General features: G+C 70.2%; 20 protein-coding genes and 2 tRNA genes. 13 read left to right on the plus strand and 9 right to left on the minus strand.

The window, feature by feature from the left end:
* Positions 1 to 36: 36 nt before the first annotated feature.
* A complete protein-coding gene (locus ASG48_RS01555; RefSeq protein WP_156381395.1) occupies positions 37 to 1,800 on the plus strand; it encodes a hypothetical protein in 1,764 nt (587 codons plus the stop codon).
* A gap of 146 nt (positions 1,801 to 1,946) precedes the next feature.
* Here ASG48_RS01555 and rpoH read toward each other — a convergent pair whose 3' ends face one another.
* Together rpoH and ASG48_RS01565 are read right to left on the minus strand one after the other, a co-directional pair.
* On the minus strand, positions 1,947 to 2,855 hold the full coding sequence (gene rpoH / locus ASG48_RS01560) for an RNA polymerase sigma factor RpoH (RefSeq protein ID WP_055845343.1): 909 nt from the start codon (positions 2,853 to 2,855) through the stop codon (positions 1,947 to 1,949).
* Positions 2,856 to 2,992: 137 nt separating this feature from the next.
* Positions 2,993 to 4,009 (minus strand): RluA family pseudouridine synthase, encoded by a 1,017-nt coding sequence (locus tag ASG48_RS01565; protein ID WP_055844168.1) that lies wholly within the window; start codon positions 4,007 to 4,009, stop codon positions 2,993 to 2,995.
* 54 nt (positions 4,010 to 4,063) lie between these two features.
* Between ASG48_RS01565 and ASG48_RS01570 the strand changes: the two genes are divergently transcribed.
* From ASG48_RS01570 to ASG48_RS01580, 3 genes are all read left to right on the plus strand, one after another.
* Positions 4,064 to 4,405: a hypothetical protein gene (locus tag ASG48_RS01570; RefSeq protein WP_055844170.1), complete on the plus strand. Its 342-nt coding sequence runs from the start codon at positions 4,064 to 4,066 to the stop codon at positions 4,403 to 4,405.
* A gap of 63 nt (positions 4,406 to 4,468) precedes the next feature.
* A tRNA-Glu gene (locus tag ASG48_RS01575) sits at positions 4,469 to 4,543 on the plus strand.
* 187 nt (positions 4,544 to 4,730) lie between these two features.
* Positions 4,731 to 5,546, plus strand: a complete 816-nt coding sequence (locus ASG48_RS01580; protein WP_055844172.1) for an RNA methyltransferase — start codon at positions 4,731 to 4,733, stop codon at positions 5,544 to 5,546.
* On the opposite strand, the gene ASG48_RS01585 is transcribed toward ASG48_RS01580, so the two are convergent.
* Positions 5,522 to 6,463: a hypothetical protein gene (locus ASG48_RS01585; protein WP_055844174.1), complete on the minus strand. Its 942-nt coding sequence runs from the start codon at positions 6,461 to 6,463 to the stop codon at positions 5,522 to 5,524. The genes ASG48_RS01580 and ASG48_RS01585 overlap by 25 nt on opposite strands.
* A gap of 281 nt (positions 6,464 to 6,744) precedes the next feature.
* Complete coding sequence (locus tag ASG48_RS01590) at positions 6,745 to 7,329, minus strand: DUF1134 domain-containing protein (RefSeq protein WP_055844176.1); 585 nt, start codon at positions 7,327 to 7,329, stop codon at positions 6,745 to 6,747.
* Positions 7,330 to 7,780: 451 nt separating this feature from the next.
* On the opposite strand from ASG48_RS01590, the gene ASG48_RS01595 reads away from it, so the two are divergent.
* Both ASG48_RS01595 and ASG48_RS01600 read left to right on the plus strand, forming a co-directional pair.
* On the plus strand, positions 7,781 to 8,476 hold the full coding sequence (locus ASG48_RS01595; RefSeq protein WP_082529161.1) for a histidine phosphotransferase family protein: 696 nt from the start codon (positions 7,781 to 7,783) through the stop codon (positions 8,474 to 8,476).
* Positions 8,477 to 8,550: 74 nt separating this feature from the next.
* Entirely contained in the window at positions 8,551 to 8,931 is a 381-nt protein-coding gene (locus ASG48_RS01600) for a response regulator (protein ID WP_055844179.1), read from the plus strand.
* 98 nt (positions 8,932 to 9,029) lie between these two features.
* Here the strand turns inward: ASG48_RS01600 and ctrA are convergent, their stop codons facing one another.
* Positions 9,030 to 9,722, minus strand: a complete 693-nt coding sequence (gene ctrA / locus ASG48_RS01605; RefSeq protein ID WP_055844181.1) for a cell cycle two-component system response regulator CtrA — start codon at positions 9,720 to 9,722, stop codon at positions 9,030 to 9,032.
* A gap of 371 nt (positions 9,723 to 10,093) precedes the next feature.
* Here ctrA and ASG48_RS01610 point away from each other — a divergent pair, with 371 nt between their 5' ends.
* Positions 10,094 to 10,465: a flagellar export protein FliJ gene (locus tag ASG48_RS01610; RefSeq protein ID WP_055844183.1), complete on the plus strand. Its 372-nt coding sequence runs from the start codon at positions 10,094 to 10,096 to the stop codon at positions 10,463 to 10,465.
* A 268-nt stretch (positions 10,466 to 10,733) separates the two neighbouring features.
* Here the strand turns inward: ASG48_RS01610 and ASG48_RS01615 are convergent, their stop codons facing one another.
* Positions 10,734 to 11,024, minus strand: a complete 291-nt coding sequence (locus ASG48_RS01615; RefSeq protein WP_055844188.1) for a DUF1153 domain-containing protein — start codon at positions 11,022 to 11,024, stop codon at positions 10,734 to 10,736.
* Between the two features lie 305 nt (positions 11,025 to 11,329).
* Here ASG48_RS01615 and mnmA point away from each other — a divergent pair, with 305 nt between their 5' ends.
* The gene (gene mnmA / locus ASG48_RS01620) at positions 11,330 to 12,508 is read left to right on the plus strand and encodes a tRNA 2-thiouridine(34) synthase MnmA (RefSeq protein WP_055845346.1); all 1,179 of its coding nucleotides are present in this window, start codon (positions 11,330 to 11,332) and stop codon (positions 12,506 to 12,508) included.
* A gap of 61 nt (positions 12,509 to 12,569) precedes the next feature.
* Here mnmA and ASG48_RS01625 read toward each other — a convergent pair whose 3' ends face one another.
* The gene (locus ASG48_RS01625) at positions 12,570 to 13,520 is read right to left on the minus strand and encodes a Gfo/Idh/MocA family oxidoreductase (RefSeq protein ID WP_055844191.1); all 951 of its coding nucleotides are present in this window, start codon (positions 13,518 to 13,520) and stop codon (positions 12,570 to 12,572) included.
* Between the two features lie 258 nt (positions 13,521 to 13,778).
* On the opposite strand from ASG48_RS01625, the gene ASG48_RS01630 reads away from it, so the two are divergent.
* From ASG48_RS01630 to fixJ, 3 genes are all read left to right on the plus strand, one after another.
* Positions 13,779 to 13,855: transfer RNA gene (locus ASG48_RS01630), tRNA-Met, on the plus strand.
* 361 nt (positions 13,856 to 14,216) lie between these two features.
* The gene (locus tag ASG48_RS01635; RefSeq protein ID WP_055844194.1) at positions 14,217 to 16,205 is read left to right on the plus strand and encodes a PAS domain S-box protein; all 1,989 of its coding nucleotides are present in this window, start codon (positions 14,217 to 14,219) and stop codon (positions 16,203 to 16,205) included.
* Positions 16,198 to 16,839, plus strand: a complete 642-nt coding sequence (gene fixJ / locus ASG48_RS01640; RefSeq protein ID WP_055844197.1) for a response regulator FixJ — start codon at positions 16,198 to 16,200, stop codon at positions 16,837 to 16,839. The genes ASG48_RS01635 and fixJ overlap by 8 nt, the downstream gene beginning before the upstream one ends.
* A 34-nt stretch (positions 16,840 to 16,873) precedes the next feature.
* Here the strand turns inward: fixJ and ASG48_RS01645 are convergent, their stop codons facing one another.
* Positions 16,874 to 18,499 carry an alpha-amylase family protein gene (locus tag ASG48_RS01645; protein ID WP_055844202.1) on the minus strand — a complete coding sequence of 542 codons (1,626 nt, stop codon included), beginning with the start codon at positions 18,497 to 18,499 and terminating at the stop codon, positions 16,874 to 16,876.
* Positions 18,500 to 18,621: 122 nt separating this feature from the next.
* Positions 18,622 to 19,659 (minus strand): fatty acid desaturase, encoded by a 1,038-nt coding sequence (locus ASG48_RS01650; protein WP_244486683.1) that lies wholly within the window; start codon positions 19,657 to 19,659, stop codon positions 18,622 to 18,624.
* 307 nt (positions 19,660 to 19,966) lie between these two features.
* On the opposite strand from ASG48_RS01650, the gene ASG48_RS01655 reads away from it, so the two are divergent.
* Complete coding sequence (locus ASG48_RS01655) at positions 19,967 to 21,124, plus strand: efflux RND transporter periplasmic adaptor subunit (RefSeq protein WP_055844205.1); 1,158 nt, start codon at positions 19,967 to 19,969, stop codon at positions 21,122 to 21,124.
* The gene (locus tag ASG48_RS01660; protein WP_055844208.1) at positions 21,121 to 24,249 is read left to right on the plus strand and encodes an efflux RND transporter permease subunit; all 3,129 of its coding nucleotides are present in this window, start codon (positions 21,121 to 21,123) and stop codon (positions 24,247 to 24,249) included. Before ASG48_RS01655 ends, ASG48_RS01660 begins: the two co-directional genes overlap by 4 nt.
* Positions 24,250 to 24,276 lie beyond the last annotated feature (27 nt).

A 24,276-nucleotide genomic window follows, 5' to 3' on the forward strand; every position in this document is an offset into this window, starting at 1 on the left:
GAGCAACTTCCAGATCTGATTGAGTGACTGCGATCCATGGCGGACTTGAGCGCGGTACTGCGTAAGACGATCGACGGACTGCCGCGCGCCACGCCGCAGATGCGTTCGAAAGTCTACGACAAGGCGAGAGCGGCGATCCAGCGGCAGATCCAGGCGGCCAACCCGCCTCTGCCGGAGGACGTGGCCGATGCCCGTCGCACCTCGCTCGAGGACGCGATCGAGCGCACCGAGCGCTACTATCTGGCGCAGGAAGGCGCGGAGGAGGCGCCGGACGGCTTCGCCCCGCCGCCCCAGGGGCCGGCACAGGCATCGCCCGCCGCGCCGGCCCGTGGCCCGATGCCGGACATGGCGGACCAGCGCCTGCGCCCGCCGCCTCCACGCTCCGACGAGGGGCCGGCCGGCCCCGCCATGCCGAAGGCGACCGTGCCGGGCGCCGACGGGCGCCTGCGTCCGCCGCCGGGCGGCTCGATGCGCCGCGACCCGCAGCCCTTCCTGCCGCCTTCGGCCGAGGAGCCGGACGAGGTGCAGCGCCCGGCCGCCCTCGGCGCGCCCTTCATCCTGCCGGCCGCCGAGGCACGCGGCGATCCGCGCCGCGAGGCGAGCCTCGATGCGGGCGCCGGTAACGGGGCCGGCACGCCGGTCTCCCATCTCGACGACAGCGCCATTCCCGCGCCCGACCTCTCCGCGCCGCGCTATGCCGGCGGGCGTCCGCGCTCCAAGACCGAGCGGCGGCTCGCCCCGCTCGCGGCCGGCATCGCCGCGGTGGCGGTGCTGGCGGGGCTCGGCGCGCTCGGCTGGACCTATCGCGCCGACATCGAGGCGATGCTCGTCGATCCCTCCACGGTGGAGCCGAGCGACGTCGCGACCACCGCGCCGGGCTCGACCCAAGCCGATGGCACGGCCGCGCCGCAGGCCGGCACCGCGCCGACCACCGCCGCGGAAGCGGCGCGCGAATCCACCCGCCGCTACACGCAGCGTCTCCTGCCGGACGGCTCGGAGACCGAGATGGGACCGGGCGAGAGCGCCAGCAACGCCTTCAACGAGGGCACCGACGTCGCCCCCGCCTCTCCGGTGGACGGAGCGCCGGCCGAGCCCGGCCAGAGCCCGACCGTCTCCGCCGAGATCGGGCAGGCGCCCGCGGCCGTCGGCACGCAGGGCGGCCCGGCCGCGACCCCGCCGGGCGATCTGGCGAGCGGCGAGAGCGCCGAAGGCACAGACACGGCCGCCGTCGATCCGGCCGAGCCCTCGGTCGCCGTCGGCCAGAAGGCGGTCTTCTACCAGGAGCGCACGCCCAACGCGCCGGGCACGCAGGAGACGGGCAGCGTCGTCTGGTCGGTGGTCAACGAGCCGCCGATGGAGGGACAGGCGAGCGAGCCGGCCATCCGCGCCGTCGCCGAGGTGCCGGACGAGAACATCAAGCTGGTGATGACCATCCGGCGCAATGTCGACCCGACGCTCCCGGCGAGCCACGTGATCGAGTTGGAGTTCCAGACCCCGCCGGGCTTCACCGGCGGCGGCGTCGCCAATGTGCAGCGCCTTGCGCTGAAGCCGAGCGAGCAGGCGCGCGGCGAGCCGCTGATCGGCGTCGCCGGCAAGATCTCGGACGGGTTCTTCATCATCGCGCTGAACAATCTCGATCAGGCGACGCAGAACAATCTCGCCCTGCTCGAGCGCGAGCAGTGGATCGACATTCCGCTGGCCTACGCCACGGGCCGCCGGGCGCTGATGTCCATCGAGAAGGGCATTCCGGGCGACCGCGCCTTCAAGGAGGCGATCGCCGCCTGGTCGTCCAAGACCTGACGGGAGCGCATGGGGCCGGGCAAGGCGGACCCGCCTTGCCGCGCGTCGATGCGGGCATGCGACGGGCCGAGGGTTCGAAACGACAACGGCCGCCCGCATCGCTGCGGGCGGCCGTGTGCGTTCCGTCTTGCTGACCGCCTTGAGGCTCAGGCGTGCTGGGCGACCGGGCGCAGCGCGCGCGTGGCGGCCTCCGCCGTGTCCTGCACCGCCTTCTGGACCTTCTCGAAGGCGCGCACCTCGATCTGGCGCACGCGCTCGCGGCTGATGTCGAACTCGCCGGACAGGGCCTCCAGCGTCAGCGGCTCCTCCGACAGGCGCCGCGCCTCGAAGATGCGGCGCTCGCGGTCGTTCAGCACGTCCATCGCCTGGCGCAGCATGCCGCGGCGCTGGTCGAGCTCGTCCTCGCGCACGAGCATGTCCTCCTGGCTCTCCGAATCGTCGACGAGCCAGTCCTGCCACTCGCCGGATTCGCCCTCCGTCGCCCGGATGGGGGCGTTGAGGGAGGCGTCGCCCGACAGGCGGCGGTTCATCGAGATGACCTCGTCGTTGCTGACGCCGAGCTGCGTGGCGATCTGCTGCACCTGATCGGGCTTCAGATCGCCTTCCTCCAGCGCCTGGATGCGGCTCTTCATCTTGCGCAGGTTGAAGAACAGGCGTTTCTGGTTCGCCGTGGTGCCCATCTTCACGAGGCTCCACGAGCGCAGGATATATTCCTGGATCGAGGCCTTGATCCACCACATGGCATAGGTGGCCAGGCGAAAGCCGCGGTCGGCCTCGAACCGCTTCACCGCCTGCATGAGGCCCACATTGCCCTCGGAGATCACCTCGCCGATCGGCAGGCCGTAGCCGCGATAGCCCATGGCGATCTTGGCCACGAGGCGCAGATGGCTGGTGACGAGCTTGTGGGCGGCCTTGCGGTCGTCGTGCTCGGCATAGCGCTTGGCCAGCATGTATTCTTCCTGCGGCTCCAGCATCGGGAACCGCCTGATCTCTTCCAGGTAGCGGCTGAGGCCGCCTTCGCCCGAGGCGATGCTCGGCAGGTTAGTCTGGGCCATCGTCGCGCCCTCCGTTTCGAACGGGCCGCCCATCCCCGGGCCGGCCTCACAAGCGTGCCGCAAATTGCCGACACACCAACGTTTCATATGGGATATGCGTTCGCCGATTTCATGACCGGCGAAGGCGGATTACGAAATTATGAGACTTGCGGCCGCGTCGCGGGCACCGTGAGGTCGAGCGCGTCGACGAGCCCCTGGAGGTCCGGGGGCGGGGCGGAGGCGAAGCTCAGCACCTCGCCGGTCGCCGGATGCACGAAGCCGAGGCGCGCGGCGTGCAGCGCCTGCCGCGGGAAGGCCTCGACGGCGCCGCGCAGGGGCTCCTCGAAGCGCGCGGCCTTGGTGCGGAACCCGCCGGCATAGAGGTCGTCGCCGATCAGCGGATGGCCGACATGGGCCATGTGGACGCGGATCTGATGCGTGCGGCCCGTCTCCAGCCGGCATTCGACGAGCGCGGCCAGTTCGTCGGCGCGGCGCGCCAGCACCGTGTAGTCGGTGACCGCGTGGCGTGCGTCCGCGCGCCCGTCCGGCACCACGGCGCGCTTGGTGCGGTCGCTGCCCGAGCGCCCGAGCGAGGCCTCGACGCGCCCGCGCACTCGCGGCGGAACGCCCCAGGTGACGGCGAGATAGGCCCGGTCGAGGCGCCCGTCGCGCCCGTGCGCGGCGAATTGCGCGGCGAGACCGCGATGGGCGATGTCGTCCTTGGCGACGACGAGGAGCCCGCTCGTGTCCTTGTCGAGCCGATGCACGATGCCCGGCCGCTTCACGCCGCCGACGCCCGAGAGACTGTCGCCGCAATGGTGGAGGAGGGCGTTGACGAGCGTGCCCGTCCAGTTCCCGGGGCCCGGATGCACGACGAGACCGGCCGGCTTGTCGACCACGACGAGATGGGCGTCCTCGAAGACGATGCTGAGCGCGATGGCCTCCGGCTCGGGATCGGGCTCGTCGGGCGGGGGCATCTCGAAGGATATGCTCTCGCCGGAAGCGAGCTTGCGCTTGGCGAGCCGGACGGGACTCTCGTCGATGCGGACGCACCCGTCCGCGATCAGCGCCTGGAGGCGGCTGCGCGAGAGGTCGCCGCCCGTGGCCTCGGCCAGGAACTTGTCGAGCCTTTCGCCGCTCCTGTCCTGCGGCACGACGAAGCGTCTTGTCTGCATTGCTGTTCCGCCTGTAGGGACGGGCCTTTAAACCTGCAGGCGGGCCCTTCCGGCATGACGATCCAAGACGAAGAAGACGCGCCGCTCGACCCGGCGACCGAACGTCTGCGCCGCAAGATGCTGCGCCTTCTGGCGCTCTCCGTCGGGACCCTGATCCTCGGCGTTATGGCCGTGCTCGCCGCCATTGTCTACAAAAGCTCCGCGCCCGATCTGCCGGCCGCCGGCGCCCCGCCGCTCGCCCTCGCGCTGCCGCAGGGCGCGCAGGTGCTGGAAAGCGCGCTGGACGGCGACCGCGCGCTCCTGCGCCTCAGCCTGGACGGTCGCCAGGCGCTCTATCTCGTCGCCCTTTCGGACGGGGCGATCCTGGCGCGCTACGACCTCGGCGAAATCCGCTGAGCTTCGTGCAGAAACGCTCTTGCCAAGCCGAAGACCCCCGGCTATACGGCTCCTCACTGGCACGCGCCCATCGTCTAGCGGTTAGGACGGCGCCCTCTCACGGCGCAAACAGGGGTTCGATTCCCCTTGGGCGTACCAGTTCTCTTTCCCTTCGACTGAACGACACAGGCGGCTCCGCCGATCTCTGTGCCGTGACAAGCCTCGGGCCCAAGGTCCGATGTCAGGGGTCCGGCGGCGAGGGCAAGGCGAGAGGGCGTCGCGTCTCGGCTCGTTCCGTGACCCGCGATCGGCATGCGCCGGCCGCATCATTCCTGGAACGACCACCATGCCCGATCTCGTCGACCTGACCGATCCGACCGATTCTCGACTCGAGGCCTTCCGCGACGTGCGCGAGCGCGATCTGGCGCGGGAGGGGGCCTTCATCGCCGAGGGCACGGTCGTTCTCGACCAGCTCTTCGCCTCGCGCGCTTTTCGCCCCGTCTCGCTTCTCGTCCTGCGCAACCGCCTCGCCGGGCTGATGCCGCGCCTTTCGCATCTGGCGCCGGACGTGCCGGTCTACGTGGCCGAGCAGGACGTGTTCGACGGGATCGCGGGATTCCACGTCCATCGCGGCGTTCTCGCCCATGCGGTGCGGCGCGCGCCCGAGCGCCCGATCGAGGCCCGTCTCGCTGAGATCGCGGCGTCGGGCGGCACGGTCGTGGCCGCGCTCGGCCTGTCCAACCACGACAATATGGGCGCCCTGTTCCGCAACGCCGCCGCCTTCGGCGCCGGCGCGGTGCTTCTCGACGACCGGGCCTGCGACCCGCTCTATCGCAAGGCGATCCGCGTCTCGGTCGGCACGGTGCTGACGCTGCCCTTCCATCGATTCGCCAGGGTGGGCGATCTCTTCTCGGCGCTGGCGGCGGCGGGCTTCCGCACGCTGGCGCTCTCGCCCGCTGGGCGCACGCGGCTGCAGGCGCTGGCGCCGGACGGCGCGACGGCGCTGGTGCTCGGCACCGAGGGCGAGGGCCTGCCGCCGGCGCTTCTCTCCCGCCACGAGACGCTCGCCATCGACATGGCGCCCGGGCTCGACAGCCTGAACGTCGCGACGACCGCCGCGATCGTTCTGCACCATCTCTATTGCGGCAGACGCTCCGGCTGACGCTCGCCGGCCTGCGCGCCTGCATGGTCGCGCGCGCGGTCCGCGAGGCTGCGTCCGCCCGCCCCATCGGCCTCCGGCGTCTGCGGGGCCGAGGCGAGGATCTCGCGGATACGCTCGGAGGCCGGGCCCTCGCGGCTGGCGAGCGCCAGCATGCGCGCGGCCATGTCGCTGACGCTCTCGCGAAGGCTTGCATCGTCCTGCGCGAGCGACAGCGGCTCATCGCCCGCGCGGTAGCCGAGCGCGGCCGCGATGGGGTCGGCGGCCTCAGGTGCCGGGGCCTCGTCCGAATCGGGCGCCCGCCGCGGTTCGGCGGCGGGCTCCGCCTCCGGCGCGCGCAGGGCGACGGGCACGGGCAGGGCCTTCGGAGCGCGGCTGCGGCCTTCGTCCGCGTCGCCGAGGCTCTCGCGGGCCGTCTCGCCGTCCTCGTCGCCCAACTCCACGATCTCGACCACGCGGCCCTGCGACAGGGCCGCGACCTCCAGCGTCAGCTGCTCGATCGCGCGGTCGGCCTGCGCGACGAGCGACTGGAGTTCGGCGATCTCGGCCCCGCGCTCCTCGTGGCGGCGGGCGAGATCGGCGAAGGCCTCGTCGCGCATGCGGATCGCCTCGCCGGAAAGGCGCTCCTGCGAGCGCAGGAGGGCGTTCTCTCGGGCGATTCGCCCGGCATCGGCCCGCTCCAGCGCCGCGCGCTCGCGCATCTCCATCGCGGCGACCTCGCGGCGGCGCACTTCGAGCGCGGCCTCGGCGCGCACCTGATCGAGGCTCGCGCGGATCTCGCGCGCCGTCGCGGGGAGGGTGGCGTCGAACTCGCGCCGGGCGAGGCGCTTGGCGCGGCGCACGACGAGCGGCGCGGCGATGAGCGCGGCGATGAGCGCGACGCAGAAGCCGAGAAGGAAGATGAGGCCGGTCGCGATCATGAAGCATCCTCGAAGGCGCCGCGCGCCCGTCTCGTCCGTGCGGACGCCCGCGATCCGTAAGATCCGAAGCATCTCGGCCGCAGGATGACGAGAGCGCCTCCTGCGAGACCGCCACGCGTTCGCCCCGGCCGACAGGCTCTAGACCCCGGTAGAGTTCCCCTCAAGTGGGGCGGTGGAACGCGAAAGGCGAGCGGGAGAGGCCGCTCGCCTTCGATCTGTGGCTCCTGTGCCGATCCGCGGCCGCGCCGGGCCGGGACGGCAGGGCGATGGCCGGTGGGGGATCAGAAGGGATTCCAGGTCGGCATCGGCGTCAGCTTGAGATAGCCGAGATTGAGGCCGAGGCGGGCGCCGACGCCCGTCTTCACCGGCACGATGACGATGTCGCTCTTCTTCAGGACCGTCATCCCCATGCCGCCGACGAGATAGGCGCTGCCCGTCACGCCCGCGAAACGCCCGTAGACGCCTTCGACCGAGGGCAGGTTGTAGACGAGCATCATGGTGCGAGCGCCGTCGCCGCCGACGTCGAGGCCGAGCGAGGGGCCCTGCCAGAACATGCGGTGCTCGCCGGCATTCTTGGTGAACAGGGTGCCTTCGCCGAAGCGCAGGCCGCCGAAGAAGGCGCCGGCCGCCTCTTCGCCGAGAATGTAACCGTTCGGCAGGCCGTAGCGTTCGAAGGCCTGTTCGATGAGCTGGGCGAGGCCTCCGGCGGTCGAGCCGAAGAACTGGTGCCCGGCGGTGATGATCTCGCTCGACGTGTAGCCGCTCGTCTTCTCCTGCGCGGCGGCCGGGACGGCGCCGGACAGGCAGGCCAGAAGCGCGAAGGCGGCGACGTAGAGCGCGCGCGCCGAAGCTGCGATGTCCTTCATGGGAGTCTCCTTCCCCGAACGAGCGGCCGGCCTTGGCCGCTCCGCTCGGCGCCGAGACGGCGCCAGAAAGGCAGTGAACCAAATCATGCTTTCCGATTGCTTAAGAGGAACGGGAAAGCTCGAGCGCGTCTCCCGAAGCGGCTGCGGACTGCGGACCGCCGCCGACCACGCCACGTCCAGAATGGCGGCCGGCTCGAAGGGCGCGAACGCCCTTCGTCGCCCCACGGCGGCCGCCATTCGGAAAGGGCCGGGCAGGGCCTTGCGGAATACCCCGTCTGCGCCCCGCTCGAATGCGACTTGTGCCACACAAAGGCCGAAATCGCTCCGACGAGACGCGCGCCTGCGCCCCATGTCGGTTGACGGGGTGGAACCGCAGACTCATTGTCCGTCTCAATTCGGGACGGGCGATTCGCCCGTGCCGCTACGCGACGCCGAGCCAACGGATCCGGAAATGACGAAGCTGCCAGACCTGTCCTCCGCCGATCTCGCCGCCCTCCTGGCCAGCCGGCTGTGCCACGACATCATCTCGCCCGTCTTCGGCATCCAGAGCGGCCTGGAGCTTCTCGACGACATGCCCGACGACAAGGAGGCGCATGGGCTGATGCGCTCCTCGCTGAAATGCGCCGTCGCGCGGCTGCAGATGGCACGCATCGCCTTCGGCGCCGCGGGCGCGCAGACCTCGAATTTCGATCTGAACGAGGCCAAGCAGGCCGCCAGCGGCTACATGGAGCACGAGAAGGCCAGCCTCGTCTGGGAGGGCCAGCACGGCTACGTGCCCAAGAACATCGCGAAGATCGTGCTGAATCTCGTGGTCCTGGCGAGCACGGCCATCAGCCGCGGCGGCGAGGTGCGCGTCAGCGTCGAGCAGCTGGAGCCGCCGCTGATCCGCGTGAAGGCGACCGGCGAGCGCATCCGCGTGCATTCGCGCTTCATCGCGCTGCTCGAGGGCACCAGCGTCGAGCAGATCGACGCGCAGGCGATCCAGCCCTACTACACGCTCTTCCTCGCCGACCAGGCGGGCCTTCAGGTGACGATGCAGCCGGGCGAGGGGAGCGTGACCTTCCTCGTCGCGCCGAAGGCCGCCGCCGAGCCGGTTGCGGCCGCCGGGGCCGTTTCATCCAATCTTTCCCCTGTTTCTGAACGGTAAGTCGAGACTCCGGCTCTAAGGCTTGGGGGACGGCGGAACCTGACGTTCCGCCCGCCCCTGACCGGAGCCGGGACATGAAGACCTGCCTCATCGTCGACGAATCGCCCGTCATCCGAAAGATCGCGGCGCGCATCGTGGAACAGGAGGGCTTCGCGGCCTGCCCCGCCGAGAATGCCGAGGCGGCGCTGGCGCTCATCGAGGCCGAGGGCGTGCCGGACGTCGCGCTCGTCAGCGCCTCGCTCTGCGAGCCCGCCGGAATCGAACTCATGCGCGCCATCCGCAAGAGCGAGGGCGGCAACCGCCCGCTGGTGCTCGCGGCCATCGTGGAGGCCAATCTCGGGCTTCTGACGCGCCTGAAGCGGGCCGGCGCCGACGACATCGTCTACAAGCCCTTCAACCGCGGCACGCTTCTGGCGGGGCTGAAATCCGGCGCGCCGGCGATCCGAGCGGCCTGACCGCCCGATATGTCCGGCCCGACACGAGAAAGCCCGCCGGCGCTGGGGCGCGGGCGGGCTCTGGTCGTGCGGCGGCGTCGTGCGGAGGCCGCCCGCCCTCAGGCGGCGCGCATCTCTTCGGGCTCGCGCAGCACGTAGCCGCGGCCCCAGACCGTCTCGATGTAGTTCTTGCCGTCGGTGGCGGTCGCGAGCTTCTTGCGCAGCTTGCAGATGAAGACGTCGATGATCTTCAGCTCGGGCTCGTCCATGCCGCCGTAGAGATGGTTCAGGAACATCTCCTTGGTCAGCGTCGTGCCCTTGCGCAGCGAGAGCAGCTCCAGCATCGCGTATTCCTTGCCCGTCAGGTGCACCCGCTGGCCGTTGACCTCGACGGTCTTGGCATCGAGATTCACCGTCAGGTCGCCCGTGTGGATGACCGACTGGGCATGGCCCTTGGAGCGGCGCACGATGGCGTGGATGCGCGCGACCAGCTCGTCCTTGTGGAAGGGCTTGGTCATGTAGTCGTCGGCGCCGAAGCCCAGGCCCCGAACCTTGTCCTCGATGCCGGCCATGCCGGAGAGGATGAGGATCGGCGTCTTCACCTTGGAGAGGCGCAGCGTGCGGAGCACCTCGTAGCCGGACATGTCGGGAAGGTTGAGGTCGAGCAGGATCAGGTCGTAGTCGTAGAGCTTGCCGAGATCGACGCCCTCTTCGCCGAGATCCGTCGTGTAGACGTTGAAGCTCTCGGACTTGAGCATCAGCTCGATACTCTGCGCTACCGCGCTGTCGTCTTCGATCAAAAGAACGCGCATTTGGAGTTCCTCTCCACCGGCTCCGCCGGGTCCGCACACCTGGCAAGGCACAAGTTTGTCTGAAGTTCGGCCGAAACTTGGCACGAAATGGTTAACAAAAGCTCCAGCCCGTCATGGACCCTCGTCGCCAGTCTTCCGGTCATCCATCCCCGGACGCCTGGTATCGAAGGCGATCGGGGAGGGGAGGCGCCCTCCGGTTCGAGGGGCGCTTCCTGTCTTCGAGCCGGTTTACCCGGCCTTAAATCCTGGTCTCTATGATTAACATTGCGCGTAAACGGACGGTTAACGTGCTTAAGGCGCGAGCCTTGCCCGAAGCCGTCAGACGCGACGTGAAAGTGGCCCGCATAAGGCGGCGCCCGGAGGTGGAGCACATGATGAAGCGGGACAATCTCGTACGCGTCGCTCGTTTCAAGATGCTGGAGAAGCGGCGTCAGGTAGAGCAGCTCGAGATGATGATGGGCGAGTTCGGGCGCATGGCCGCCGAACTCGACGCGCAGATCGGCAACGAGGAACGCAAGAGCGGCATCACGGACGTCGCCCATTTCGCCTATCCGACCTTCGCCAAGGCCGCTCGCGCCCGTCGCGACAACCTTCAGAACTCGGTGAAGGACCTGAAGGTCCAGATGAACGCCGCGCGCCTCTCGCTGGAGGAATCGGAAGCCGAGCTCGCCAATGCCGAAAAGCTCGAGCAGCGCGACAACGCCCGCGACGACAGCGACGAGCGCCGGGTCGCCAGCCTCTGAGGGCCGGCGGTCCGCACGAGGCCAAGCCGTCGCGGCCACCCGCCGCGCGCGATCGCCGCCGCGCCTGACGCGGCGTCCTGGATCGAGACTCTGGAGCGACGCCATGACCTGCCGATAAGTCGGCCGGCCCTGGCGTCGCTTTTCCATGCGCCGCCTTTTGCCGGGCGGGCCGCGAAGGCGGCGTCGGATCGGTCGCGCCCCGCCCGGAAGCGGACAACAAAAAAGCCGGCGCGAGGCCGGCTGATCTGTGGGAACCGTTCGAGGCTGGTCAGTGCAGATCCAGCTTCTTTCTGTATTCCTGCAACTGGGTGGTCCGAAGACCCGCCAGCCCATGGCTGTCGATCGACGCCTGCCAGGAGAGGAATTCCTCCACCGTCAGCGTGTAGCGCGAGCAAGCCTCGTCCAGGCTGAGGAGGCCGCCGCGAACGGCGGCGACCACCTCGGCCTTTCGGCGGATGACCCATCGGCGGGTGTTGGGCGGCGGAAGATCCGCCACCGTCAACGGGCTCCCGTCCGGCCCGATGACGTATTTCACTCTTGGCCTTACCTGATCGGTCATTGCACTCTCTACAAAACTCAAGACCTAATCGTCCCGAACCGTAGCCGCCGGCTTCTAAAAAAACCGTCAAGCTTCCGCGAACAATCCGCGGCGATGCCCGAAGCCCCTCCGGCGCGGCGCCCGGCCGCTCTGGAAAGCGGCCGCGCGAGACGTTAGGGAAGGGGAGACAGGCCGGAGGCCAGGGGCTGCCGGCTGCCGCAAGACCCAATCTCGCCGTCATCCCCGTGGAAGACGCGACGCCCGAGACCTCATCGACCGCGCGCCGCGAATCGGGTCGGGAAGGAAGGACAGGGACGAAGCCCATGCTGAACAGCCTCGATCTGCCGAGGGCCCCGGCCGACACGCGCGTCGTCGTCGCCATGTCCGGCGGCGTCGATTCCTCGGTCGTGGCCGCCCTCCTGAAGTCGGAAGGCTACGACGTCGTCGGCATCACCCTGCAGCTCTACGATGCCGGCGAGGGGCCGCGCCGGGCGGGCGCCTGCTGCGCGGGCCAGGACATCCACGACGCGCGCCGGGTGGCCGAGACGCTCGGCATCCCGCATTACGTCCTCGACTACGAGGACGTGTTCCGGCGCAGCGTCATCGAGCCCTTCGCCGAGAGCTATCTCGCCGGCGAGACGCCGATCCCCTGCGTCTCCTGCAACCAGACCGTCAAGTTCCGCGACCTCCTGGCGACGGCGCAGGATCTCGGCGCCGACGCGCTGGCGACCGGCCACTATATCGACAGCCGGCTCGTGGACGGACGCCGCGCGCTCCTGCGCCCGGCCGATCTCGACCGCGACCAGAGCTATTTCCTCTACGCCACGACGCACCGGCAGGTGGATTACCTGCGCTTTCCGCTGGGCCGCCTGACCAAGGCGCAGACGCGCGCGCTGGCCGCCGCCCACGGGCTGGAGGTCGCGGCCAAGCCCGACAGCCAGGACATCTGCTTCGTCGCCAAGGGGCGCTACAGCGACGTGATCGAGCGCCTGCATCCGGGCGCCGGCGCGCCCGGAGAGATCGTGCATGTGGACGGGCGCACGCTCGGCCGGCATGACGGCATCCTGCATTTCACCGTCGGCCAGCGTCGCGGCATCGGCATCGCGGCGGGCGAGCCGCTCTATGTCGTCGGCCTCGATCCGCGCACCGCCCGCGTCACCGTCGGCCCGCGCGAGGCGCTCGCGACCCGGCGGTTGGCGCTGCGCGCGGTCAACTGGCTGGGCGCGCGCTCGCCGGCCGAACTTGCGGCAGAGGGCGTGGAGATCCACGTGAAGGTGCGCTCCACCCGCCCGCCCGCGGCCGCGCGTTTCGTGGCGACCGCGGACGGCTTCGAGGTGGAACTGGTGGACGGCGAGGACGGCGTCGCCCGAGGCCAGGCCTGCGTCTTCTACGACGCGCCGGGCGAGGGGGCGGAGCTTCTGGGCGGCGGCATCGTCGACCGCGCGATGCGCGTCGGCGAGGCCATCGCCGTGCCGGCCCCGATGGACCTGCGCGCCGCATCCTGATCCTGCATTCTCGGAGCCGCGCCGTCGGTCGCCGGCGCGGCACACGTCTTCGCAGCCGGCCTCAGCGCTTGAGCGGGGACGCCAGCTGCAGGATGCGCACCGTCTCCACCGCCTCGTCGCCGTCCGTCTCGGGCGGCCGGCGCGTCGTCACGCAGTCGATGAAATGGGCGAGCTCGCGTTCGAGCGGCAGGCCCGTCTGCGTCTCCTCGAAGACGGGCTCGGCATGGACGAAGTCGAACCCGGCCGCCGCGCGCGACAGCGTATGGCCGTAGAAGGCCAGCTTCTGCCCGTCCGGCGCCATGTCGTCGAAGACCAGCATGCCCGCCGTGCCGATGGCCGAGAAGCGCCGGTCGCGATAGGGCGAGACGCGCGAGATATGGATCTGCGCGGTGATGTCGTCGGCAAAGCGCAGCGCGATGTCGGCGACGTCCGTCTCGTCGCTCAGCACCGTGCGGCGCAGCGTGTTGACCTCCACTGGGTGACTGCCGGCCAGATGCAGGACCAGCGACAGATCGTGCGGCGCCAGATCCCAGACCGCGTCCATCGTGGGAAAGCGTCCGAGCCCGATCCGGTTCGAGACGATGTGGCGCAGCGTGCCGATCCGCCCCTCGCGCACCAGCCCGCACAGGCGCTGGAACACGGGGTGGAAGCGCAGGACATGCCCGACCATGAGGATGCGCCCGGCTTTGGCCGCCGCCGCCCGCGTCACCGCCGCGTCCCGCGCGTCGAGGCCGATCGGCTTCTCGATCAGGACGTCCTTGCCGGCGGCGAAGGCGGCGCGCGCCGTCTCCCCGTGGAGATGGGCGGGCATGGCCAGAACCAGCGCGTCGAGATCGGGCGCGGCGATCGCCGCCTCGGCGGTGTAGGCGGGGACGCCGTACTGCGCCGCGAAGGCTTCGGCACGCGCCGTATCGACATCGGCGACGCCCGAGAGGGCACCGAGCCCGTCGAGCGTGCGAATATGGTTGCGCCCCCATTGCCCGCATCCGACGACAGCGATTCTGGGTGTCATGAAGCACTCGTTCCATGCGCACGGACGCGGGCGAAGCCGAGAACGGCATTTCGGCCAGCCGCGACCGTCCTGCCGCGAATTCGCCCCCGGACCGCCACCGCGTGGACCGAAAGCCCGTTGGACCTATCGAAACATCGCCCGTCCGGCAACAGGGCGCTCGGATCGCACTTGTCTTCGCCCGAAGGCGCCAAGCCGATTGACACATCCCCCGGCCCCACCCTATATCGCCCCCGTCGCCGCATCGAACCCGATGCGCGGGGCGGGGTAGCTCAGTTGGTTAGAGCAGCGGAATCATAATCCGCGTGTCGGGGGTTCAAGTCCCTCTCCCGCTACCATCTTCCGAGAATCAGAACACGGTGCGCGCTCGAAACCTGTTCGAGCCTTGCAACGCGGATGTGGCTTCGCGCCGGGCGATCCGTCATCGCGTTGGGCCGATCGGCGCGCGGGACGACGCTCGAAGGCCGCGGCGGCCCGCATCCGAACCTGATCGGCCACCCGCGGCCGCTCTGACCTTCCGACTTCCCGCGTGAGAGCGCCGCACTCGGTACGCTTCCCTGACGGGCTCTGTCGCATTCCGTCACGCCATGCGTTCGACGTCTATCTGTATTCTATATATCTTTGACTTGTGTTCGTCACTTGTTCCCTGTCTATTGGTTCGTGCGACTTATAGTTGGCACGAGAGGAACCTTCGGACAGATGGGTGAGGCGGGAGCGACGCTCCTGACGGATGGGGCAACGGGCGAGGGGGGCGGCGTCGGCGCGGTCGAGCCCTTCGACTGGAGCGGCACGCCGCTCGGGGCGCCGGGCTCGTGGCCGGAGGCCGCCCGGGTGCTGGCCGCGGCCATGCACGACAGTGCCCATCCCATGATGCTTCTTCTGGGGCCGGAGCACCGCATCGTGTCCAATGCGGCCGCGGCCGCCCTTTTCGACGCGACGGCCGGATTCGGTCCGGGCCGGGCCTTGCGCGAGGTCTGGCCGGAGGCGGGTGGGGCGGTGGAGACGCTCCTGCGCCGCGCTCCGGCCGGCGAGGGGCCCGCGCCGGGCGAGCGCCTGATCGAGCTGCCCCGCGCGCCGGACGGGTCCGGTCCGGCGTCCGTCTTCTCCTGCAGCCCCTTTCGGGCCGAGGACGGCGCGGTGGTCGGCGCCCTGTGCGTGGCGACGGAAGGGGCGGAGCGCCCCGCCCGCATGCCGCCCGCGCGCCGCACCTCCGCAAAGCGCCATGCGATCGAGGAGGACTATCTCCAGGCGCTGCGGGCCAACCCGCAGATCCTGTGGAACTCCACGGCGGGGGGCACCGTGGAGACGGTCGTGCGCCGCTTCGGCACGCTGATGCGGCTCGATCCCGACCGGACCGACTGGCTCGACGCCATCCATCCCAACGACCGCCAGCGCTCCCATCAGGCCTGGCGCCGGTCGATCGCGACGGGCGAGGCCTATTCGGTCGAGCATCGCATCCGCGTCGAGGCCGGCACCCATCGCTGGATGCATTCGCGCGCCGAGCCGCGCCGCGACCGGCAGGGCCGCATCCTGCGCTGGTACGGATCGACCGAGGACATCCACGAGCGCAAACTCGGCGAGGAGCACCTGCGCTCGATCCTCGAGACCGTGCCCGACGCGATGATCGTCATCGACGACAAGGGCACGATCCGGTCCTTCAGCAAGGCGGCCGAGCGCCTGTTCCGCTTCTCCGTGGCCGAGATCGTCGGCCGCAATGTCAAGGCGCTGATGCCCGATCCCTACCGGCGCGCCCATGACGACTATCTCGCCGCCTACCGCGCCACCGGCATTCGCCGCGTCATCGGCATCGGCCGCGTCGTGCGCGGCCAGCGCAAGGACGGCTCGACCTTTCCCATGGAGCTTTCGGTGGGCGAGATGCGCTCGGGCGAGGAGCGTTACTTCACCGGCTTCATCCGCGATCTCACCGAGAACTGGAAGGCCGAGGAACGCGTCCAGGAGATCCAGGGCGAGCTCCTGCATATGTCGCGCTTCACCGCGCTCGGCGAGATGGCCTCCGCGCTCGCCCACGAGCTGCACCAGCCGCTGACGGCCATTTCCAGCTACCTGCAGGGCTGCCGGCGCATCGCCGACGGCATGCCCGGGCAGGAGGCCGCGCTGATGGCAACGGCGATCGACCGCGCCTCGGCGCAGGCGGTGCGGGCCGCCGAGATCATCCGCTCGCTGCGCGAGTTCGTCTCGCGGCGCGAGAGCCGGCGGCAGGTCCATGCCGTCGCCAAGCTCGTGGAGGAGGCGAGCGCGCTCGCCCTCGTCGGGGCGCGCGAGCGCGGCGTGCGCGTCATGTTCGATCTCGACCCGGCCGCCGGCCACATCTTCGCCGACCGGATCCAGATCCAGCAGGTCCTTCTCAATCTCCTGCGCAACGCCATCGAGGCGATGGACGGGCGCCGGCGCGACCTCGTCATCGCCACCCGCGGCGACAGCGTGCCCGGCTTCGTCGAGTTCTCGGTCCGCGACAGCGGCACGGGGCTCGACCCGCGGGTCGCGGCGAGCCTCTTCGATCCCTTCGTCACCACCAAGCCACATGGAATGGGGGTCGGCCTGTCGATCTGCCGCACCATCGTGGAGGCGCATGGCGGGCGCATCTCCGCCGGCCCCGCGGAGGGAGGCGGAACGGTCTTCCGCTTCACCATCCAAAGTTCCAAGGAGCGGGAAACCCGCCATGTCTGACGAGCCGCATGTCCACCTCATCGACGACGACGCCCCGGTGCGCGACGCCGTCGCCTTCCTCCTGGCCTCGGCGGGTCTGCCGAGCCGCCTCTACGCCTCGGCCGACGAGCTCCTGCGCAAGTCCGGCAAGGGCCTGCGCGGCTGCGTCGTCAGCGACATGCGCATGCCGGGCATGGACGGCATCACCCTTCTCGGCGAACTGCGCAGCCGCGGCATCCTCGTGCCCTTCATCGTCATGACGGGCCACGCGGACGTGGCGATGGCGGTGGAGGCGATGAAGCGCGGCGCGCTCGACTTCATCGAGAAGCCCTTCCAGGACCAGCAGCTTCTCGGCGCCGTCCGCGCGGGCATCGCGGCCGACACGGCGCGGCGCGAGCGCCTGTCGCGGGTGGACGGCGTGCGCAGCCGCCTGGCGAGCCTGACCGACCGCCAGCGCCAGGTGCTCGACGGGCTGGTCTCGGGAAAGCCCAACAAGGCCATCGCGCAGGATCTGAAGCTCAGCCCGCGCACGGTCGAGATCCACCGCGCCAATCTCATGGCGAAGATGGGCGTGCGGGCGCTGTCCGAACTCGTCGGCCTGGTGCTGGACCCGGCGGGCGAGGCGGCGGCGCTGCGGTCGGGCGAGCGGGCCTGAGGAACGCCCGCCGTAGGCGGGCCCCTACGGTCTCTCAGCCCTGCAGCCGCAGCCATTCGAACCCGTGCGCCGAGAGGCGCAGGGCGCAGGCGCCCGACGCGTCGGGGCGCAGATCCGCCTCGCGGCGCAGGAGGTTGCGCGCGTGCGCCGGTCCGACGACCGCGCCGAGATCGAGCGTCACCGGCGCGTCGGCGAGATTGTTGAGGACGACGACGACCCCGCCGCGCCATTCGAAGCGCAGCGCGACGACGCTGGAAACGCCGAGATCGAGCACCTCCATCTCGCCCCAGCCGATCTCCCGGCAGGCGCGGCGCACGCGGATGAGGCGCTGCACCGTGGAGAGGAGCGAGGTCTCGTCCGTCTTCTGGCCCTGCGCATTGACGAAGAGCGGGCCGAAGGGCCCGTCGAGCACCGGCGCGCGGATCCAGTCCTTCGGGGCGGCCGTGGAGAAGCCGCCATGGCCGTCCGCCGACCATTGCATGGGCGTGCGCACGGGGTGGCGCTCGGGCAGGTCCATGTTCTCGCCCATGCCGATCTCGTCGCCGTACCAGATCACCGGCGTGCCCGGCAGGGAGAGCATCAGGCTGAAGGCCATGGCGATGCGCCGCTCGTCGCCGCCCAGCATGGGCGCCAGGCGCCGGCGGATGCCGCGCTCGTAGAGCTGCATGGACTTGTCCGGCCCGAAGGCGTCGAAGACCTCCTGGCGCTCGTCCTCCGCGAGCCGGCCGAGATCGATCTCGTCGTGATTGCGCAGGAAGGTGGCCCATTGGCCGACCGCCGGGAGCGCCGGCAGCGCCTTCAGCTGGGCGCGCACCGGCTCGCCGTCGCCGCGCGCGAGCGCCAGGAAGAGCTTCTGGTTCAGCGGGAAGTTGAAGATGACGTGGAGCCGGTCGCCGCTGCCGAAATACTCGTCGGCCTCGTCCATCGTGATGTTGGCCTCGGCGAGAAGCATCGCCTCGGCCCGGCGCCAGGACAGGAAGCCCTGGAGTTCGGCGAGATAGGCGTGCGGGTCCGTGCCGTCCTCGAGCTTGGCGAGGTCTTCGAGCACGAAGGGCGCCGCGTCGATGCGAAAGCCGGAGACGCCGAGCTCCAGCCAGAAGCCCATGATGCGCTCGATCTCCTCGCGGACCTCGGGATTGGCGATGTTGAGGTCGGCCTGGTGCTCGTAGAAGCGGTGGAAGTAGTATTCCTTGCGCCGCGGATCGCGCGTCCAGGTGCTCTTCTGCACGCCCGGAAAGATGACGCCCTTATCGGCGTCCTTCGGCTTGTCCTTCCGCCAGACGTACCAGTCGCGGTATTTCGAGGCGGGATCGCCGGCGCTCGCCCGGAACCAGGGATGGTCGACGGACGTGTGGTTGACCACGAGGTCGACGATGACGCGCAGGCCCCGGTCCGCGGCGGCGCGCATGAACTCCACGAAGTCGCCGAGCGTGCCGTAGCGCGGATCGACATTGTAGTAGTCCGAGATGTCGTAGCCGTTGTCGCGGTCGGGCGAGGGGTAGAAGGGCAGGAGCCAGATGCAGGTGGCCCCGAGCGCCTCGATATGGTCGAGACTGTCGGTGAGGCCGCGAAAGTCGCCGATGCCGTCGCCGTCCGAATCCCGGAAGGAATCGACGTCCACGCAGTAGATCACCGCGTTCTTGTACCAGAGATTGCGCATCCGCTTCTCGCCCCGCCGTTCCGCTTGTCCCCGAGACCTAGCGGGGCCGGCGCGGGTTTGAATGGCGCAGCGTGCAGATCGCCGCGCGGGGCGACGGGCCGGAGCCCGTCGGCCGCGGTTCGTCAGGCGGCGGCGAAGGAGACGAGACGGCGCGTGCGGGTGTCCCACAGGGAGAGGCCGATGCAGCGCAGGCTCTCGCCGAGCGACAGGCGCGAGATCGAGCCGAGCAGCGGCTCGGCGTCGAGGCAGGCCTGCAGCCGGTAGTTCGGCACGCGGCTGTTGAGGTGATGGATGTGGTGCAGGCCGATATTGCCGGTGAACCACTGCAGCACCTTGGGCAGGACGTAATAGGAACTGCCGCCGAGGGCCGCCTGCTGCAGGTTCCAGTCGCAGCTCTCGTCCCAATGCGTGTGCTCGAACTGGTGCTGCACGAAGAACAGCCAGCCGCCGACCCAGGAGGCGACGAGCGCCGCCGGCAGGAGGGCGACGAGGACGGTCACGGGCCCGACGAGGAGGGCGAGGCCGCCATAGGCGAGAAGCATGGAGACGTTCAGCGCCATGATCGAGCGCCAGGCCTCGCGCGCCGGGAGCGCCTGGCCGAAGGGCGAGCGCTGGAAGAAGACGAAGTAGAGCGGCGGTCCGACGACATGCAGCACGAGCGGATGGCGGTAGAGCCGGTAGCGCAGCTTCGCGCCGGCCGACAGCGCCCGATATTCCTCGACCGTCAGCGTGTCGACGTCGCCGATGCCGCGCCGGCCGAGATCGCCGGCGCTGGCGTGATGCAGCGTGTGCGAGCGGCTCCAGTAGCCGAAGGGCGTCAGCGTCAGCAGGCTGAGGAACCGGCCGGTCGCCTTGTTCACGCGGCGCGAGGAGAAGAAGGAATTGTGCCCGCAATCGTGCTGGATGCCGAAGAGGCGCACGAGGAAGCCGCCGGCGGGAACGGCGAGGACGAGCGGCCACCAGAGGCCGGCCGAGACGCTCCACAGGAGCACGGCGCAGAGGCCGAGGAAGGGCAGGAGCGCCGTCGCGAGCTGGAACGCCGCCAAGCGGTCGTCGGGATCGCGATAGGCCATGCAATGGCGGGCCAGACGGCGCACGGTCGCATCGTCGAGAAGGGCGGCTGGCGCCGCTTCGTACGGCGTCGGTGACAGGTTGTTCAAGGAAGGTCCGTTCAGAAGAGCGTGCGGCAGGCGCCGCCGGGGCAGGGCACGCTTCGGCGCGGCCGTCCGGACTCTATACAGGGAAAGAGCGGCGGCTCCATGACCCCGGAGCGGCGACTGCGGGACGGGACGGGCTTTCGCGTCGCGATAGGGCCGTTTCACGTCGCTCCTGACGCGATGGTGATCGCGGCCCGGAAGACCTGCCGGAACCGGCGCAGCGGTGGCGCGTCATCGCAGGACCGCCCGGCGTCGCGCGGTCACCGGTCGGCCGGGCTCAGGTTTTGGCGATGCCGAGAGAAGGGGTTCGATGAAGCCTGTTCGCATCGCCATCGCGGGTCTCCTCGTCGCGGCCGCCGGCGTCGGCGGCCTCTACGGCTCCGGCTTCCTTCTCGATCGCTTCATGCCGCAGGACGAGGCGTCGGCCGCGCCGAGGGCCGAGCGCCGTGCCCGCGTCGAAGTGGCGCAGGCGAGGCGCGAGCCCGTGCGCCTCACCGCCGAGGCCATCGGCTCCACCAAGGCGATCCAGTCCATCGATGTCCAGCCCATGGCCGACGGGCGGGTGGTCGCGGTCAATATCGAGGAAGGGTCGGACGTTCGCGCCGGCACCGTCCTCGTCCAGCTCGACGACCGCGCCGAGCGGGCGGCGCTGAAGGAGGCGGATGCCTCGCTCGCCGAGGTGCGCAGCGCCTATCAGCGCTCGCTCTCGCTCGCCGAGCGCAACGTGCAGAGCGATGCTGCGTTGGAATCGACGCGCGCGCAGGTGCTGCGCGCCGAGGCGGTGCGCGAGCAGGCCGCCAATGCCGTCGCCGACCGGCAGGCCATCGCCGCCTTCGACGGGCGCGTCGGGCTTTCGGAGGTCGATGTCGGCCAGCGCGTGACGACGGCGAGCATCCTCACGACGCTCGACGATCTCTCCCGCATCGAGGTGACCTTCTCTCTGCCCGAGGCCTATCTGGCGCAGGTGCGGCCCGGCCAGGTCGTCGTCGCCCGCAGCGACGCCTTCCCCGACCGGCCCTTCGAGGGAAAGGTCGAGACGATCGACACGCGCGTCGACGCGGCCTCGCGCGCCTTCGCGGTGCGCGCCACGATCCCCAATGCCGATCGCTCGCTCGTGACGGGCATGTTCCTGCAGATCGCGCTCGTCATCGAGGAGCGCCAGTCCGTGACCGTGCCGGAGGTCGCCGTGGTCAACGAGGGCGACCGGACGCATGTCTTTGCGGCGACGGCCGACAAGGCGGAGCGGCGCGAGGTGCGCATCGGCCTTCGCCGCGACGGGCGGGTGGAGATCCTGGAGGGGCTGGACGAGGGCGTGCCCGTCGTCGTCAGCGGCCTTCAGGGCGTCGAGGACGGCGCGGCCGTGGAGATCGTCGCGCCGGCCGGTGGCGACGGGAAAAACGCGCCGCCGCGGGACGAGGGCGCGCCGCCCGCGCCGACGGCGTCGGCCGCCGGCGGGGGTCTGGGATGACCCTTTCCGATCTCTGCCTGCGCCGGCCCGTCCTTGCCATCGTCATGAACGTCCTGGTGCTCGTCGGGGGCGCGGCGGCGCTCCTGACGCTTCCCGTGCGCGAACTGCCCGACATCGACACCGCGCAGATCACCGTGACCGTCGCCTACGAGGGCGCCGCCCCGGAGGTCGTGGACGCGCAGATCACCACGATCGTGGAGGGCGCCATTTCCGGCGTGTCGGGCATCCGCTCGGTCTCCTCGGAGGCCGAGCGCGGGCAGAGCCGCACCGTCATCGAATTCGACACGAGCCGCGACATCGACGACGCGGCCAACGACGTGCGCTCGGAGATGGCGCGCGTCTCGCAGGACCTGCCCGAGGAGGCGGACGAGCCGCTGATCGAGAAGAACGACAGCGAGAGCGATCCCGTCATCCGCCTGTCGATGACCAGCGACCGGCTGAGCGCGGCCGACCTCACCGACTATGCCGACCGCTACATCGTCGACCAGCTGGCGACGATCGAGGGCGTGGCGAGCGTGGAGATCAACGGCGAGCGCGCCTATGCGATGCGCGTCTGGCTCGACCGGCGCGCGCTCTCGGCGCGCGGCGTCACCGTCTCGGACGTGACGACGGCGCTCGAGAACAACAATGTCGAGCTGCCGGCCGGCGAGATCGAGACCGCCGACCGCCAGTTCCAGGTGCGCACGACGACGCGTTTCCGCGAGCCGGCCGAGTTCGAGCGGCTGATCGTGCGCCAGACCGAGGCCTATCCGATCCGCCTCGGCGACGTGGCGCAAGTGGAAGTCGGCGTGGAGGACGACGACACGATCTTCCGCGCCAACGGCGTCACCTCCGTCGGCCTCGGCGTCATCCGCCAGTCGCAGTCGAACACGGTGCAGATCTCCGACGCCGTCCAGGCGGAGGTCGCGCGCCTCGCCGAGACGCTGCCGGAGGGCACGCGGATCGCCGTCTCCAGCGACGACGCGGTCTTCATCCGCTCGTCCATCCACGAGGTCGTCGTCACGCTCGTCATCGCCATCGCGCTGGTCGTGGCGGTGAACTTCCTCTTCCTCGCCTCGCTGCGCGCCACGATCGTGCCGGCCGTCACCATTCCGATCTCGCTGATCGGCGCCTGCGCGGGGCTCGCGCTTCTCGGCTTCTCCATCAACATCCTGACGCTCTTCGCGCTGATCCTGGCCATCGGCCTCGTCGTGGACGATGCGATCGTGGTCCTGGAGAACATCCAGCGGCGCATCGACGAGGGCGAGAGCCGGCTGGCGGCAAGTTCGCTGGGCGCGAGCCAGGTGACCTTCGCCGTGCTCGCGACCTCGGGGACGCTGATCGCCGTCTTCGTGCCGCTCTCATTCCTGCAAGGGCAGGTGGGGCGGCTCTTCTCCGAGTTCGGTCTCGTGCTCGGCGTCGCCGTGGCGATCTCGACCTTCGTCTCGCTCTCGCTCTGTCCGATGCTCTGCGCCTTCGTGCTGCAGGAGCCGGGCGCCGGCAAGAGCCGGTTCGAGCGCTTCGTCGAACGCCGGCTGGAGGGGCTCAACCGGCTCTACCGCGCCGCGCTCTCACGCGCCCTGCGCTTTCCCGCCTTCGTCCTGGCGATCGCCGTCTTCATCGCGGCGAGCTCCGTCGCCCTCTACGAGCGCCTTCCCAACGAGCTGACGCCGCCCGAGGACCGGGGGCAGTTCTTCGTGCGCATCGAGGCGCCGCTCGGCTCGAGCCTTGCCTATACCGACAAGGCGACGGGCGAGGTGGAGGCGATCCTCCAGCCGCTGCGCGAGGCGGGGCTCGTCACCAACGTCCTGTCGATCGTCGGGCAGTACAACGAGCTGCGCCGTGCCTTCGTCATCGTGCGCCTGTCCGACTGGGCCGAGCGCGAGGAGAGCACGCAGGCGCTGATCGAGCGGTTGCGGCCCCAGATCGCGCGCATCACGGGCGCGCAGGCCCGGCTCGGCGCGCCCGCGGGCCTCGGCCTTCGCGGCTCCAACAACCCGTTGCAGATCTCCGTCGGCGGCCCGCAGTTCGACGAGGTGAACGCCTCGGCCGAGACGCTCGCCGAGGCGATGCGCGCCAACGAGGGCCTTACCGGCATCGAGGTCGTCGCCGACAACAACCAGCCGGGCTACGAGATTTCCGTCAATCGCGACCGGGCGCGCGATCTGGGCGTGGAGGTGCGCGACGTGTCGGAGGCGCTGCAGACGCTCTTCGCCTCCAACGACGTGACCGAATACGAGGACCGGGGCCGGCAATATCCGGTGATCGTGCAGGCGCGCACCGACGACCGCAACAGCGCCCGCGACCTCTCCAACGTCTTCCTGCGCAATGCCGAGGGCGGGCTCGTGGCGCTGGACGGACTGGTGGACGTGGCCGAGACGGCGACGCCGCGGGCGCTGAACCGCTACGACCGGCTGCCCTCGGTGGAGGTCTCGGCGGGACTGGCGGAGGGCTACGATCTCGGCCGCGCCATCGACTTCGTGAATGCGGCGGCGGCCGAGAAGCTGCCGGCCGGCACGCAGATCGCCTACAAGGGCCAGGCGCGCGAGTTCCTGGACACGTCCGGCGGCATCCTCGTCGTCTTCGGCATCGCGCTTCTCATCGTGTTCCTGGTGCTGGCGGGCCAGTTCGAGAGCTTCGTGCACCCGATCATCATTCTCCTGACCGTGCCGCTCGGCATCGCGGGGGCGCTCGCCACGATCCTCTTCACCGGCCAGTCGCTGAACATCTACAGCCAGGTCGGGCTCATCCTGCTCGTCGGGCTGATGGCCAAGAACGGCATCCTGATCGTGGAATTCGCCAACCAGCTGCGCGACGAGGGGCGCTCGGTGCGCGAGGCGATCCTGGAAGGATCGGTGGTGCGCCTGCGGCCGATCCTGATGACGACGGTGGCGACCGTCCTCGGCGCCGTGCCGCTGATGCTGACGGGCGGCGCGGGATCGGAGAGCCGCGCGGCGATCGGCGCGGTCATCGTCGGCGGCTTCACGGTGGCGACGGTGCTGACGCTCTTCGTGACGCCCGTGATCTACGATCTCCTGGCGCGCTTCACGAGCCCGCGCAGCGCGGTGGCCGGAGAGCTCGACGCCGCCCTCGACAAGGCGGCGGCGGGACACGAGCCCGAGGCCGCGCCCGCGCCCGCCGAATAGCGGAGCGGGCGTCGGCGCGGAGCAGGT

Origin of the sequence: Aurantimonas sp. Leaf443, assembly GCF_001425575.1 — a bacterium.
Lineage (GTDB): Bacteria > Pseudomonadota > Alphaproteobacteria > Rhizobiales > Rhizobiaceae > Leaf443.

Coding starts and splice junctions, on each gene's coding strand:
- ASG48_RS01555 (WP_156381395.1), top strand. CDS start 37: ATGGCGGACTTGAGCGCGGTACTGCGTAAGACGATCGACGGACTGCCG.
- rpoH (WP_055845343.1), bottom strand. CDS start 2,855: ATGGCCCAGACTAACCTGCCGAGCATCGCCTCGGGCGAAGGCGGCCTC.
- ASG48_RS01565 (WP_055844168.1), bottom strand. CDS start 4,009: ATGCAGACAAGACGCTTCGTCGTGCCGCAGGACAGGAGCGGCGAAAGG.
- ASG48_RS01570 (WP_055844170.1), top strand. CDS start 4,064: ATGACGATCCAAGACGAAGAAGACGCGCCGCTCGACCCGGCGACCGAA.
- ASG48_RS01580 (WP_055844172.1), top strand. CDS start 4,731: ATGCCCGATCTCGTCGACCTGACCGATCCGACCGATTCTCGACTCGAG.
- ASG48_RS01585 (WP_055844174.1), bottom strand. CDS start 6,463: ATGATCGCGACCGGCCTCATCTTCCTTCTCGGCTTCTGCGTCGCGCTC.
- ASG48_RS01590 (WP_055844176.1), bottom strand. CDS start 7,329: ATGAAGGACATCGCAGCTTCGGCGCGCGCGCTCTACGTCGCCGCCTTC.
- ASG48_RS01595 (WP_082529161.1), top strand. CDS start 7,781: ATGACGAAGCTGCCAGACCTGTCCTCCGCCGATCTCGCCGCCCTCCTG.
- ASG48_RS01600 (WP_055844179.1), top strand. CDS start 8,551: ATGAAGACCTGCCTCATCGTCGACGAATCGCCCGTCATCCGAAAGATC.
- ctrA (WP_055844181.1), bottom strand. CDS start 9,722: ATGCGCGTTCTTTTGATCGAAGACGACAGCGCGGTAGCGCAGAGTATC.
- ASG48_RS01610 (WP_055844183.1), top strand. CDS start 10,094: ATGATGAAGCGGGACAATCTCGTACGCGTCGCTCGTTTCAAGATGCTG.
- ASG48_RS01615 (WP_055844188.1), bottom strand. CDS start 11,024: ATGACCGATCAGGTAAGGCCAAGAGTGAAATACGTCATCGGGCCGGAC.
- ASG48_RS01625 (WP_055844191.1), bottom strand. CDS start 13,520: ATGACACCCAGAATCGCTGTCGTCGGATGCGGGCAATGGGGGCGCAAC.
- ASG48_RS01635 (WP_055844194.1), top strand. CDS start 14,217: ATGGGTGAGGCGGGAGCGACGCTCCTGACGGATGGGGCAACGGGCGAG.
- fixJ (WP_055844197.1), top strand. CDS start 16,198: ATGTCTGACGAGCCGCATGTCCACCTCATCGACGACGACGCCCCGGTG.
- ASG48_RS01645 (WP_055844202.1), bottom strand. CDS start 18,499: ATGCGCAATCTCTGGTACAAGAACGCGGTGATCTACTGCGTGGACGTC.
- ASG48_RS01655 (WP_055844205.1), top strand. CDS start 19,967: ATGAAGCCTGTTCGCATCGCCATCGCGGGTCTCCTCGTCGCGGCCGCC.
- ASG48_RS01660 (WP_055844208.1), top strand. CDS start 21,121: ATGACCCTTTCCGATCTCTGCCTGCGCCGGCCCGTCCTTGCCATCGTC.